We start from the raw sequence: 12564 nt of genomic DNA on the forward strand, positions 1-12564 counted from the left end.
GCGAGGCCCTCGCCAGGCTCTCGGGGACCTCGCCCTCAGGGGTCAGGCGAGGAAGCGGCGGACCTCGTCCGCGACCAGCTCGGGACGCCCGCGCTGGGCGGTGTTGGAGGTGGCGCTGTGATCGAGCCCCACCAGGTCGACCCGCCGCGCCCGGGGCAGGACCCGCTCCAGCGCGGTGAGCGCGGAGCGCAGGTAGGCCGGGCTGCGCGTGCCGCCGAGCAGCAGCACCTCCGCGCCCACCGACCGGTAGGCGTCCAGCCCGCCGGACGTCTCCTCCACCACCTGCGCGTCGCAGCGCAGCGTCGGGGCCAGGTCGCGGAACGTCGGCTCCCCGTCGTGGGCCGCCTTGTCCTGGCCGCGCAGCATCATGGCGGTGAGCAGCTCCAGCACCGCCCGGGGCACGGCGTTGAAGATGGCCGGCCCCATCTTGGTGGCCTTCATCCCGGTGACCAGCGCCGCCGGGATCCGCCCCGCCGCGATCTCCCGGTCGAAGCGGGGCAGCCAGTCGGTCGGGTTGGAGCCGTCGATGTCCAGCGGCGGCTCGAAGAGCACCGCCTTGCGCAGCTCGGGGCGTACGAGGGCGGTGCGCAGCGTGATGATGGCGCCGGAGCTCACGCCGAGGGCGTAGGGGGCTCCCGTCTCGGTGAGCAGCGCGGCGAGGTCCTCCACCTCGCGCTCCACGCCGTAGCGGGGGCCGCACGGGCCGCTGCGGCCCCGTCCCCGGCGGTCGGGCAGGAAGCAGGTGAACTCGCCGGACAGGGCCTGCGCCAGCTCGATGGCGTCGTGGCCGGTCTGCATCGCTCCGTGCAGGAGCACCAGCCCGGGGCCGCGGCCGAGCCGCCGGTAGCTGATTCTGGTGCCGTCTTCCGACGTCACGGTGTCGAGGGTGGTCGTGGTCATCGTGGCTCCCCATGGTCGATCCGCGTGGTTGGGTACGCGCGGGGGAGCCCGGCTATTGTGGCGAGTGTCGTCTCGTGTCCGGGGTCCCGTCGCGCGGGATTCTTCGGTGCGACGATCTCCCGGCGGCGGTGTTGCAGCACCGCCGCCGGATCTTCGCGGGCTCTAGTCCGCCGGGCGGCCCCTTTCCGCGAGGTCCGCGACCTCCGGCGGCACGGTGCCCGTGCGCCGGTAGGCCCGCCATCCGTCGAGGTCGGGGAACGTGCCTTCGGTCAGCTCGGCCAGCAGCCCGCGCACCCAGCCCGCCTCGGCCTCGCACATCGCGATCGCGTACTCGGACTCGACGAGGAACAGCCGGGGCAGCTGCGCCCGCTCGCCCTCCAGCGCCCGCCGCGCGGCGTCGAGCCGGCGCTCCAGCGCCTCCAGCCGCTCGCGCAGCAGCGCCATCACCTCGTCGGGCCCGAGCCCGCCCATCACCGACAGGCCGGCCACGAACGACGACGGCTCCCGCACGGGCGTGGACAGCAGCTCGCGGGTCCAGTCGTCGGCCTCCTCGCGGCCGGCGTCGGTGACGCGGTAGACGGTCCGCTCGGGGCGCCCGCCCTGCCTGCCGCTCTCCACGGCTTCGAGCAGCCCGTGCTTCTCGAGGTTGCGGACGACGGTGTAGAGGGAGCCCCACTTGATGGGCATGTCCTCGTCCTTGCCGCGGGCACGCAGGACCGAGGCCATCTCGTACGGGTGCATCGGCCGCTGCCCGGCCACCGTCAGCACGGCCAGGGCCAGCAGGTTCGCCACCCGGCGCCGCTTCGCCACCGCTCACTCTCCTCGCATACTCACTCGCATACGAATGCTCGTCTGCGAGTATACGGGCGCGAGTGTGCAAGCACAACGGCCGTCTGAGGACGGCCGGTCAGCGGGTCATGGTCCCCACGACGAGGAAGCTCAGCAGCATGCCGATGATCATGCCCACGACGCCCGCGATGGCGGCCCACTTGCCCAGGGGCTCGCCCCGCGTGTGGCCGACGATGCCGAGGACGATGCCCGCCAGCCCGAACAGCGGCGGCAGGAACACCACGGCCACCGCCGCGCAGGCGAACCCGACGATCGACAGGACCTGGGTGCCCCGCTGCTGCTTGAGGGGCGGCTGCAGGTCGGGGGGCGGCTGCGGCTCGTCACGGGGGCGCGCCGGGTCGTCGCCCTGGGACGGGTCCTGCGAAGGGGTCACTGGCGGCTCCTCTCGAGACGAGAACAACATCACACACCGGAACCGCTGCCCTGTCGACCTGGACGAATGCGGAAATCCAGGGATCTCAGCCGGCTTCTGCCGGGCGAAAAAGTTCCGGCGGCAGGGGTCCGGCGTGCACGACGTCGAGCCGGGAGACGGCCCGGGTGAGGGCGACGTACAGGCGGTTCAGGCCGCGCCGCTCCGCCCGTACGATGGCGTCCGGCTCGGCCACGATCACGTGGTCGTACTCGAGGCCCTTGGCCAGCGAGGCGGGCAGCACGCTCAGCCGGCCGCCCACCTCCAGGCCCTCGTCCCGCAGCGCGGACGCGAGCGCCGCCACGCCGGCGTCCGCCGCGATCACCCCGACCGACCCCTCGAACCCCAGCGCCTCGCGCGCCGCCGCCACCACCCCCTTGCCCAGCGCCGTCACCCGGGTGACGCGCAGCCGGCCGTCCGAGCGGTACGAGCGGGTCGCGGGCACCCGGGCGCCGAGCGCCTCCAGGAGCGTGTTGGCCAGCTCGACGACGGCAGCGGGGACCCTGAAACCGGTGGTCAGCGCGATGACCCGGCCGTCAGGGCGGCCGAGCAGGGCCAGGTGCTCCTCCCAGGAGGAGGCCGCCCACGGGGTGGTGCCCTGGGCCAGGTCACCGAGCACGGTGAGCGAGCCGTGCTCGCCGCGCCTGGCCACGGCGCGGCACTCCATGGGCGACAGGTCCTGCGCCTCGTCGAGGATGACGTGGCCGTAGCCGCGCGGGCGCTCGATGAGGGCGGCGATCTCGTCGAGCAGCACCAGGTCGGCGGCCGTCCAGCGGGCGCTCCTGACGCTGCGCGGCGGCCTGGCCCACGTGATGGCCGCCCACTCGGCCTCCGTCAGCACGTCCCGCCTCGTGATGGCCGCCCGCTCCGCCTCCGTGAGCGCGCCCGGCCTCTCCGCGCCCGGCCTCTTCGCGCCCGGCCTCTTCGGGGGGCCGCCCCGTACGTCGTGCCCGGGGCCGCGCAGGACCTCGTACAGGACCTCCTCCGGCTTGACGGCGGGCCAGACGGCGTCGAGGAACGGGGTGACGCCGCGGGCGATCCGGCGGGTCCAGGCCGCGTTCGCCGTCTGCCCCCTGGCCTCGGCCCTGGCGCGGATCGCGGAGACCACTCTGGCCCGGACCCGCTCGCGCCCCACCCCGTACGGCAGGGCGTCGCGGCGCGCGTCGTCCACGATGCGGCGCACCTCGTGCTCCGGCACCCGCCACCGGTAGGAGCCGTCGGGCACCACCACCGGCTCCACCGGCTTGCGGATCCGCCCGTACAGGGCTCCGCGCAGGACCTCGGCCATGCGTACGTCGTGCTTGACGATCGCGGCGGCCTCGCCGTCCACGGCGGTGACGGGCACGCGGCCCAGCAGCCGCTCCAGCGTGGTCTGCTCGACGTCCATCTCGCCGAGCGCGGGCAGCACGGCGGAGATGTAGCCGAGGAAGGCCGGGTTCGGGCCGAGCACCAGCACGCCGGAGCGCCGGAGCCGCTGCCGGTGCGCGTACAGCAGGTACGCGGCCCGGTGCAGCCCGACCGCCGTCTTGCCGGTGCCGGGGCCGCCCTGGACGCAGATCGAGACGTCCAGCTCGGCCCGTACGAGATCGTCCTGGTCGGGCTGGATGGTGGCCACGATGTCGCGCATGGGGCCGACGCGGGGGCGCTCGATCTCGGCGGCCAGGATGCGCGACTCGCCCTGCTCGCCCCGTCCCAGCCGCTCGTCCTCGAAGCTCGTCAGCGTCATGCCCGACCAGCCGAAACGGCGGCGTACCGCGACGCCCTGCGGGTCGCGGGGACCGGCCCGGTAGAACGCCCGCGAGACGGGCGCGCGCCAGTCGATCACCAGGGGAGTGCCGCCGCGCTCGCCGGTGATGTGCCGCCTGCCGATGTGGTACGCCCGGCCCCGGTGCTCGGCCGACTCCTGGCCGAAGTCGAGCCGGCCGAAGAACGGCGGACCCTCGGGCTCCTCGCTCAGCTCCTTGGCCAGGCTCTTGAGGTGGTATCCCAGCCGCTCGGCGCTGTAGCGGTCGCCGGCCACGGTCTCCCCGACGATCACGTTGTCCCGCGCGCCTTCGAGCATCCTGCGCAGACCGGCCTTGCAGCGTTCGACGTACTGCCTCTCGTCGTCGAGCGTGCCCATCGCACCCCCCGGAAGCGTTAACTCGGTTAAGAGATTAACCAGGTTAACACTTTGCTAGTGTGGTGCTCATGACGGGACTACGGGAGCTCCAGCGGCAGCGGGTCCACGACGCCATCTCGGTGGCGGCCATCGCGCTCTTCCTGGAGCGCGGCTTCGACGCGGTGCCGGTGACGGAGGTCGCGGCGGCGGCCGGGGTGTCGAAGCCGACGCTGTTCAAGTACTTCCCGACCAAGGAGGACCTCGTCCTGCACCGGATCGCCGACCACCAGGGCGAGGCGGCCCGCGTCGTGCGGGGACGGGCGCCGGGCGAGCGGCCGCTGGAGGCGCTGCGCCGCCACTTCCTCGACGGGCTCGCCCGGCGCGATCCCGTCACGGGGCTCAACGACCACCCGGAGGTGCTGGCCTACCACCGGATGGTGTTCTCCACGCCGAGCCTGGCCGCCCGGGTCCTCCAGTACATGTCGCTGGACGAGCGGGTCCTGGCCGAGGCGCTCGCCGAGTCGGGGGCCGACGGCCTGACCGCCGCGCTGGTCGCCGGGCAGGTGCTGGCCACGCAGCGGGTGCTGGCCCGGCGCAACGTCGATCTGCTGGCCGAGGGCCGCCCGCTGGCCGAGGTGGAGCGCGAGGCGGTACGGGCCGCGCGCCACGCCTTCGACCTCCTTCCGGCAGGCGGATGAGGCCCCTCGCGTGCCCGATTTCACGCGTCGCGAACACTCGTTTAACCAGGTGAGAAGGGGTGTACGTGTAACCGTGGCAACCGCTTGACCAATTGCAGAAGTGTGCAATTGGGGCATCGCGGACGTGCTTGACCTGAAAGGAGTGATGGTGAAACGCCTTTTCACGCTCAAGTCCCGTTACACAGAGGCGCCGAAGGGTGGCGTAACGTGACGGGGGTGCCGGCTCTCGTCTGGGCGCGGCTGCGTGCCGTGCTCCCCGAACGGGCCGCGCTGGCCGCCATGCGCCGCCGGCCCCGGCAGGATCTGTTCGCCGGGCTCACGGTGGCGGTCGTCGCGCTGCCGCTGGCGCTCGGCTTCGGCGTCTCATCGGGGCTCGGCGCCGCGTCCGGGCTGGCCACGGCCGTGGTCGCCGGAGCGCTCGCCGCCCTGCTCGGCGGCTCGGACCTGCAGGTCAGCGGCGCGAGCGGCGCCATGACCGTGATGCTCATGCCGATCATCGACGCCCACGGCGCCGGCGGCGTCCTCACCGTCGGCGTGCTGGCCGGGCTGCTGCTGCTCGGGCTCGCGCTGACCGGGGCCGGCCGCTACATGGCGCTGGTCCCCGCCCCGGTCGTGACCGGGTTCACCGTCGGCATCGCCTGCGTGATCGCCCTGCAGCAACTGCCCCAGGCGCTCGGCGTCGCGGCCGGCGACAGCCACAAGGTCGCGGTCGTGGCGGGGCACGCCGTGGCCGACTTCCTCGCCCGGCCGCAGTGGGGGGCCGTGCTCGTCACCGTGAGCGTGGCCGCGATCGTGCTGGTGGCCGCCCGCGTGCGTCCCAGCCTGCCGATCGCGCTGCCCGCGGTGGCCGTCGCCACCGTCGTCGCCGAGCTGGCCGGGATGTCGCTGGCCAGGATCGGCGACCTGCCGGCCGGGCTGCCCGCGCCGTCGCTGGGGTTCCTGGAGCTGGGCGCGCTGCCGACCCTGATCGCCCCGGCGATCGCCGTGGCCGCCCTGGCCTCGCTGGAGTCGCTGCTCTCCGCCTCCGTCGCCGACGGGCTGGCCGGCGGGCGCCGCCACGATCCCGACCGGGAGCTGTTCGGCCAGGGCGTGGCCAACCTCGTCACCCCGATGTTCGGCGGCATGCCCGGCACGGGCGCCATCGTGCGCACCGCGGTGAACGTCCGCTCCGGCGCCCGGTCCAGGCTGGCGGCCCTCACCCACGCGCTGATCCTGGGCGCGATCATCTACACCGCGGCCGGGCTCGTCGGCAAGATCCCGCTGGCCGCACTGGCCGGGGTGCTGCTGGCCACGTCGGTGCGCATGGTGGAGATCGACGCCATCAGGAATATGGCGCGAAGCACCAAGAGAGACGCCGTCGTCCTGGTGCTGACGGCCGTGGCCACCCTGGTGCTCGACACCGTGCTGGCCGTCATCCTCGGCCTGGTGGTGGCGGGCGCGCTGGCCCTGCGCTCCCTGGCCCGCCACGCCCGGCTCGACGCCGAGCCGCTCCGCCACGACCTCCAGCCCCACCACACGGAGGACGAGCACGCGCTGCTGGCCGAGCACATCGTCACCTACCGCCTGGCCGGGCCGCTGTTCTTCGCAGCGGCCCACCGGTTCCTGGTGGAGCTGTCGGAGGTGACGGACGTGTCCGTGGTGGTGCTGCGCATGTCCCGCGTCACCACCATCGACGCCAGCGGCGCGCTGGTGCTGGGCGACGCGATCGAACGGCTGGAGCGGCGCGGGATCCGGGTGTTCGTCTCGGGCATCCCCGACCGTTACCTCCAGCGGCTGGAGGCGCTGGGGGTGATCGCGCGGCTGGACCGGGAGGGCCAGGTGTTCGCGACGACCGACGAGGCGATCGCCGCGGCCCGCGACCGCCTCCACACCACCGGCGTCGTCCCCCGCCTCGCCGGCTGACACGCGCCGGCCGGTCCTGGCACGCCTCCGCCCGCCGTCGTGCGGGCACCCGGCGCGCTCGGGCCGGCCGGCCCTCGCCTCAGAAGGGGCCGGTGAGATCGCCCAGCTTGTCCGTCAGCTCCAGGTTCGCCGAATAGTCGACCGGCACCGCGATCACCGACACCACGTCGTCCGCCAGCGCCTTGCGCAGCGTCGGCAGCAGCTCGTCCGCGGCGGTCACCCGGTAGCCGCGCGCCCCGAAGCTCCGCGCGTACGTCACGAAGTCGGGGTTGCCGAAGGCCACGTTGGAGTCGCGTCCCAGCTCCAGGTCCATCTTCCACTCGATCAGCCCGTACGCGTCGTCCACCCACACCAGCACCACGAACGGGATCCGCTCCCGCACGGCCGTCTCCAGCTCCTGCGAGTTCATCAGGAACGCCCCGTCGCCGGTCGCGGCCAGCACGCGGCGGTGGGGGAAGGCGAGCTTGGCCGCCAGCGCCCCCGGCACCGAGAAGCCCATGGACGACAGGCCGTTGGAGACCAGCATCGTGTTCGGCTCGTACGTGGGGTACATGCGGGCCATCCACATCTTGACCGCCCCCGTGTCCGCCAGCACGATGTCGTCGCGCCCCATCGCCTCCCGGATGTCGGCCACGACCCGGCGCGGCGACAGCGGGAATCCGCCGTCCGAGCGGCCCTGCTCCAGTTCCTCCCGCAGCATGCGGCGGATCCTCTCGCCGGTGCCGTTGATCTCGAAGCGGCGGTGCACGGCGTCGCCGAGCGCGTGCAGCGACCGCGAGATGTCCCCGTGCACGCCGACCGCCACCGGATAGTGGTCGTCCACCTCGGCCGGGAAGCGGTGAATGTGGATGATCTTCTTGTCCCGCATCGGGTTGATCTTGGCCGGGTCGAACTCCTGCAGCTCGTAGCCCACGCTGACCAGCACGTCCGCCTCGTCGAACCCGAAGTTCACGTAGTCGTGCCGCATGAACCCCACCGCGCCCAGCGCGTGCCGGTGGTCGTCGGGGAAGACGCCCTTGCCGTTGAACGTGGTCGCCACCGGCAGCCCGAGCCGCTCGGAGAAGCGCACCAGCGCCTGCGAGGCCCCGGCGCGGGTGGCGCCGTGCCCGGCCAGCACGATCGGGCGGCGCGCGGTGGCCAGCACGTCGGCAGCGCGGGCGACCTGGGCGGCCGAGGGATCCTGGGGGCGTACCACGTTCAGGGGGAGGGGCCGCAGGCCGGGGGGCACCGGCGCGGACTCGACGTCCTCGGGGATGGCGAGGTAGACGGCGCCGGGTCGCTCGGTCTGGGCGGTCTTGAACGCCTTGCGGATCATCTCGGGCAGCGCCTGCGGCGAGGGCGCCAGCTCCGCCCACTTGGTGATCGGCCTGAACAGCGACACCAGGTCCACCACCTGGTGCGACTCCTTGTAGATGCGGTCGAGCCCGACCTGCGCGGTGATCGCCACCACCGGGGTGCTGTTGGTGGTGGCGTCGGCCACGCCGAGCTGCAGGTTGATCGCGCCCGGGCCGAGCGTGGCGGAGGCGACGCCCGCCTTGCCGGTCAGCCTGCCGTAGATCTCGGCCATGAACGACGCGGCCTGCTCGTGGCGGACGAGGACGTAGCGGATGGAGGAGTCCTGGAGCGCGTCGACGAAGTGGATGTTCTCCTCGCCGGGGATGCCGAAGACGTACTCGACGCCTTCCGCCTCCAGTGCCTGCACGATGAGCCGGGCCGCGTCGGCCTGCGGGGACATGGGAAACGCCTTCTTCCATGGATGACTTCGTCCGTGAAAGCACCGCTCAGGCCCTGTTCATTCCATGGAGTCGCATAACGCCGGGTCGCTGAAAGGTTGTCGGGAAGCGCCAGGTATCGTGAGCACTGGCGCCCCACCCGTACGAGTTGTTCAACGCGGCACGACGAGGGGGCCGGAGATGGTGGAGAGCAGCCGGCGGCCGTTCCGCGTCGCGCTCCTGGGCGGGTTCAGGTTGCTGGCCGCGGGCGAGCAGCTCACCGTCTCCAGCGGGTCCGAACGCCTGCTCGCCTACCTCGCCATCAGCCGCAGGACGGTGCCGCGCGGCGTGATGGCGGCCACTCTGTGGCCGGACGCCCCGGAGAAGCGGGCGCACGCCAACCTGCGCTCCGCGCTGGCCCGCCTCGACGGCGCCGGCCGGCGCGTGCTCGACGTCGGCGCGACCGAGATCGGGCTGTCTCCGGAGACCGCCGTGGACGTCGACGAGGCCCGCTCGCTGGCGCGGTGCCTGCTCGACCCCGCCGCCGGGCCAGGGGAGGTCGACGCGGGAGCCCGGTCGGTGGAGCTGCTGTCCGACGGCCTGCTGCCCGGCTGGTACGAGGAATGGGTGCTCGCCGCCGCCGACGAATGGCACCAGCTGCGGCTGCACGCCCTGGAGGCGCTGTCGGCGCTGCTGGTCCGGCAGGGGCGCCACGCCGAGGCGGTGACGGCGGCGAGCGTGGCCACGCACGCCGACCCGCTGCGCGAAAGCGCCTGTGCGGCCCTCATCGAGGCCCACCTCGCGGAGGGTAATCAGGCAGAAGCTTTGCGTCACTTTCAGCTCTACGAGCACAATCTTCACGCCGAACTCGGCCTGCGGCCCACTTCCCGATTGTGCGAGCTGGTCGAGGGTCTGCGGCCCGCGCGCGACCGCTGAGGCGGGCCGGTGACGCCGCCGTCACGCCGCCATCACGGCGGGGTCACACGCCCCGAGGCACGCTGATAGTGCAAGGAAAAGGATCTGAATGCCCTGTTCCGGGGCCCCCACCCTGCCGCCGCCGGGTGGGGTCCCCTCGTGTCGGGACCAGGCGGGCTCCCTGTCGGGACCGGGCTTCAGCTCAGGCGGGCCACCCCTTCGAGCAGCCGGTCCACGTCGGATCGGTCGTTGTAGTGGACCAGCCCCGCGCGTACCGCGCCGCCCGAGTCGCGGATGCCGAGCGCGGCGGTCAGCTCCCAGGCGTAGTTGTGGCCGTTCCAGACGTTCACGCCGAGCCCCGCCAGGTGCTCGGCCACCTGGCGCGGGGTGTGCCCGGCCACGTTGAAGTACGCGGTGGCGGTCCGCCTGGCCGGCTTGCCGTACACGGTGACGTGCGGCATCGTCTCCAGCCCCTCGATCAGCACCGCGAACAGCCCCAGCTCGTGCTCCTCCGCCGCGCCCATCGAGGCCAGCAGCCGCTCGCGGCGGCTGCCGGTGCCGGGCACCAGGCCGGCCAGGTGCTCCACCGCCGCCGTCACCCCGGCCAGGTCGGCGAAGGGCGCCGTGCCCGTCTCGAACCGATCGGGCACCGTGTCGGGGGAGGAGGCCAGCTTGTCCGGCCTGATCGTCTCCAGCAGCGCCGGGTCGGCGACGACCGCGCCGATGTGCGGCCCCGACCACTTGTACGCGCTGGTGGCGTAGAAGTCGGCGCCGAGCTCGCGCATGTCCACCGGACCGTGCGGGGTGGCGTGCACGCCGTCCACGTACATCAGCGCGCCCGCCCGGTGCGCCAGCGCGGCGATGGCCGGCACGTCGGGGCGGGTGCCGAGGATGTTGCTGGCCGCCGTCACCGCGACCACCCGGGTGCGCTCGCCGATCAGCCGCGCGTACTGGTCGACCGGCAGCTCGCCGGTGACCGGGTCGACGTCCGCCCAGCGGACGGTGGCGCCGGTCTGGGTCCACGGGCGGACGTTCGCGTCATGGTCGAGCCTGGAGAGCACCACCTCGTCACCCGGACCGGCGATGGCCCTGGCCAGGCGGTAGGTCAGGGTGGTCATGTTCGGGCCGAGCACGACGCCGTCCGGGTGGCCGCCCACGAGGTCGGCCACGGCGGCGCGGCACTCGGCCACGATCGCGCCGGAGCGGCGCGCGGCGGGGAAGGCGCCGCCGACGTTGCCGATCCCGCTCCGGTAGGCGGCGGAGATGGCGTCGATCACCGGCTGCGGGGTCTGGGTGCCGGCCGCGCCGTCGAGGTAGGCGAAGCCGTCGGCGAGGGCGGGGTAGGTGGAACGTACCGCTTCGATGGGGAAGTGCATGATGTGTAGATGCTCACCCTCAGAGACCTCAACCGGGCCACTTTGGCCCGCCAGCACCTGCTCGACCGGCACAAGGGCGACGTGACCGACGTCGTGCACCGGCTGGTGGGGCTGCAGGCGCAGGAGCCGCGCCCGCCGTACCTCGGCGTGTGGTCCCGGCTGGCGGGGTTCGAGCGGGACGACCTGCACGCGGCGCTGCACGCGCGCACGCTGGTGCGCGCCACGATGTGGCGGGCCACGCTGCACCTGGTGACGGCCGCCGACTTCGCCGCGTTCCGGCCGGTGCTGCGGCCCGTGCTGGCCGCCGCCGCCCGCCGCTTCGACGGGATCGACTTCGACGCGGTCGTGGCCGCCGCCGACCGGCTGCTGGCGGCGGGGCCGATGACGTTCAACGAGCTGCGACCCCGGCTGCTGGAGGAGTTCCCGGGTGCGTACGACAGGGCGCTCGGGTACGCCGTGCGCATGCTCACCCCGCTGATCATGGTCCCGACGCAGGACCCGTGGAGCTTCCCCCGCGAATCCGCCTTCGGCCTGCCCGGCATCCCCCTCGAAGCCGCGCCCGTCGAGACGCTGATCGAGCGGTACCTCGCCGCGTTCGGCCCGGCGACGCCGGCCGACGTGCAGACCTGGTCGGGGCTGCCCGGGCTGCGGAAGGTCATGTCCGGGATGGAGCTGGAACGGCTCACGGACGTCGACGGGCGGGAGCTGTACGACCTGCCCGACGCGCCGAGGCCGGGCGGCGACGTCCCCGCGCCCGTACGGTTCCTGCCCGACTTCGACACGCTGATCCTCGGGCACGCCGACCGGACCCGCGTGCTGGCCGACGAGCACAAGGCCCGGGTCGCCACCAAGAACCTCCGCGTGCGGGCGGTCTACCTGGTGGACGGCTTCGCGGCCGGGACGTGGCAGATCAAGCGCACGGCCAAGAGGGCCAGGCTGATCCTGAGCCCCTTCGGCTCGACGCCCCTCGAACCGCTCGAGGAGGAGGGGCTGCGGCTGCTGGCCTTCGCCGAGCCCGGCGCGTCGCCGTCCGTCGAGGTGGCGGAGCCCTGATCGGCCGGCACGTCCTCAGCCGTGCCGCTCGACCGCCTGTTCACCCCGATCGAGCCGCGCCGCGGTCTTCAGGCGCTCGGGTGCCCCGATGGCCGTGAACAGCTCGTGGGCGCGCCGCCAGTGGCGCCGGGCGCGCTCGCAGACGTCCGGCGCGTGGGCGTGGCCGAGGGTGAGCAGGGCGCGGGCGTACTGCAGCCGCTGCCCCGACCGGTGGGCGAGCCGAGCAGTGCGCGCTGCCTGCCGGTCAGGTGGACGGCCCGGCCGTCGACGGCGATCGCCAGCGGGCCGAGGAGGAGGAAGCGGACCCTGGACAATGTCAGACGCTGGTCCACGGCTTCCCCGACAATCAATTTGCTCCAGGCGCGATCCGGGCGCGAGCCTTGTTCATCACCGTGATGCAGGTTCAGGGCACGATAGTCCGCAACGCCGGCGAGGTGGTACAGCGTCCCCTTACCGACCTCGGGAACCTGGGATATGTCCTGCTGGTCGTCAGTGGTGTGGTCATTGCCGTTCGCCGTCGGTGGCCGGTGCCGGTGGACATCCTTCCGGGGACGAACCCCTGATCTCGGATGCCCGTCAAACCGGATCAAGCCCGATCGCATACCCCCGGGGCAGCGGCAGGCAGGGGTATCACTCCTGAAGTGACGGC

11 protein-coding genes are annotated in these 12564 nt (G+C 73.3%); 5 read left to right on the top strand and 6 right to left on the bottom strand.

The window, feature by feature from the left end:
- Window positions 1-42: 42 nt before the first annotated feature.
- From FH608_RS13120 to FH608_RS13135, 4 genes are all read right to left on the bottom strand, one after another.
- Window positions 43-900 (bottom strand): alpha/beta fold hydrolase, encoded by an 858-nt coding sequence (locus tag FH608_RS13120; RefSeq protein ID WP_139630737.1) that lies wholly within the window; start codon window positions 898-900, stop codon window positions 43-45.
- Between the two features lie 162 nt (window positions 901-1062).
- Window positions 1063-1710 (bottom strand): PadR family transcriptional regulator, encoded by a 648-nt coding sequence (locus FH608_RS13125; protein WP_139630738.1) that lies wholly within the window; start codon window positions 1708-1710, stop codon window positions 1063-1065.
- A gap of 97 nt (window positions 1711-1807) precedes the next feature.
- Complete coding sequence (locus FH608_RS13130; protein ID WP_226899418.1) at window positions 1808-2122, bottom strand: hypothetical protein; 315 nt, start codon at window positions 2120-2122, stop codon at window positions 1808-1810.
- An 85-nt stretch (window positions 2123-2207) separates the two neighbouring features.
- Window positions 2208-4280 carry a HelD family protein gene (locus FH608_RS13135; RefSeq protein WP_139630739.1) on the bottom strand — a complete coding sequence of 691 codons (2073 nt, stop codon included), beginning with the start codon at window positions 4278-4280 and terminating at the stop codon, window positions 2208-2210.
- A 68-nt stretch (window positions 4281-4348) separates the two neighbouring features.
- On the opposite strand from FH608_RS13135, the gene FH608_RS13140 reads away from it, so the two are divergent.
- Both FH608_RS13140 and FH608_RS13145 read left to right on the top strand, forming a co-directional pair.
- Window positions 4349-4957, top strand: a complete 609-nt coding sequence (locus FH608_RS13140) for a TetR/AcrR family transcriptional regulator (protein WP_193318382.1) — start codon at window positions 4349-4351, stop codon at window positions 4955-4957.
- A 279-nt stretch (window positions 4958-5236) separates the two neighbouring features.
- Window positions 5237-6859 carry a SulP family inorganic anion transporter gene (locus FH608_RS13145; protein WP_139630983.1) on the top strand — a complete coding sequence of 541 codons (1623 nt, stop codon included), beginning with the start codon at window positions 5237-5239 and terminating at the stop codon, window positions 6857-6859.
- 79 nt (window positions 6860-6938) lie between these two features.
- On the opposite strand, the gene FH608_RS13150 is transcribed toward FH608_RS13145, so the two are convergent.
- Window positions 6939-8594, bottom strand: a complete 1656-nt coding sequence (locus FH608_RS13150; RefSeq protein WP_139630741.1) for an acetolactate synthase large subunit — start codon at window positions 8592-8594, stop codon at window positions 6939-6941.
- A gap of 178 nt (window positions 8595-8772) precedes the next feature.
- Between FH608_RS13150 and FH608_RS13155 the strand changes: the two genes are divergently transcribed.
- Window positions 8773-9507, top strand: a complete 735-nt coding sequence (locus FH608_RS13155) for an AfsR/SARP family transcriptional regulator (protein ID WP_139630742.1) — start codon at window positions 8773-8775, stop codon at window positions 9505-9507.
- Window positions 9508-9683: 176 nt separating this feature from the next.
- On the opposite strand, the gene FH608_RS13160 is transcribed toward FH608_RS13155, so the two are convergent.
- A complete protein-coding gene (locus FH608_RS13160) occupies window positions 9684-10862 on the bottom strand; it encodes a cysteine desulfurase-like protein (RefSeq protein ID WP_139630743.1) in 1179 nt (392 codons plus the stop codon).
- A 9-nt stretch (window positions 10863-10871) separates the two neighbouring features.
- On the opposite strand from FH608_RS13160, the gene FH608_RS13165 reads away from it, so the two are divergent.
- Together FH608_RS13165 and FH608_RS52630 are read left to right on the top strand one after the other, a co-directional pair.
- A complete protein-coding gene (locus FH608_RS13165) occupies window positions 10872-11915 on the top strand; it encodes a winged helix DNA-binding domain-containing protein (RefSeq protein WP_139630744.1) in 1044 nt (347 codons plus the stop codon).
- 248 nt (window positions 11916-12163) lie between these two features.
- Window positions 12164-12478 carry a hypothetical protein gene (locus tag FH608_RS52630; protein ID WP_226899420.1) on the top strand — a complete coding sequence of 105 codons (315 nt, stop codon included), beginning with the start codon at window positions 12164-12166 and terminating at the stop codon, window positions 12476-12478.
- Window positions 12479-12564 lie beyond the last annotated feature (86 nt).

It is taken from the genome of Nonomuraea phyllanthi (assembly GCF_006334985.2).
GTDB lineage: Bacteria > Actinomycetota > Actinomycetes > Streptosporangiales > Streptosporangiaceae > Nonomuraea > Nonomuraea phyllanthi.

Excerpts from the sequence above, each read along its gene's own strand:
- FH608_RS13120 (WP_139630737.1), bottom strand. The coding sequence starts at position 900 with ATGACCACGACCACCCTCGACACCGTGACGTCGGAAGACGGCACCAGA.
- FH608_RS13135 (WP_139630739.1), bottom strand. The coding sequence starts at position 4,280 with ATGGGCACGCTCGACGACGAGAGGCAGTACGTCGAACGCTGCAAGGCC.
- FH608_RS13140 (WP_193318382.1), top strand. The coding sequence starts at position 4,349 with ATGACGGGACTACGGGAGCTCCAGCGGCAGCGGGTCCACGACGCCATC.
- FH608_RS13145 (WP_139630983.1), top strand. The coding sequence starts at position 5,237 with ATGCGCCGCCGGCCCCGGCAGGATCTGTTCGCCGGGCTCACGGTGGCG.
- FH608_RS13150 (WP_139630741.1), bottom strand. The coding sequence starts at position 8,594 with ATGTCCCCGCAGGCCGACGCGGCCCGGCTCATCGTGCAGGCACTGGAG.
- FH608_RS13155 (WP_139630742.1), top strand. The coding sequence starts at position 8,773 with ATGGTGGAGAGCAGCCGGCGGCCGTTCCGCGTCGCGCTCCTGGGCGGG.
- FH608_RS13160 (WP_139630743.1), bottom strand. The coding sequence starts at position 10,862 with ATGCACTTCCCCATCGAAGCGGTACGTTCCACCTACCCCGCCCTCGCC.
- FH608_RS13165 (WP_139630744.1), top strand. The coding sequence starts at position 10,872 with ATGCTCACCCTCAGAGACCTCAACCGGGCCACTTTGGCCCGCCAGCAC.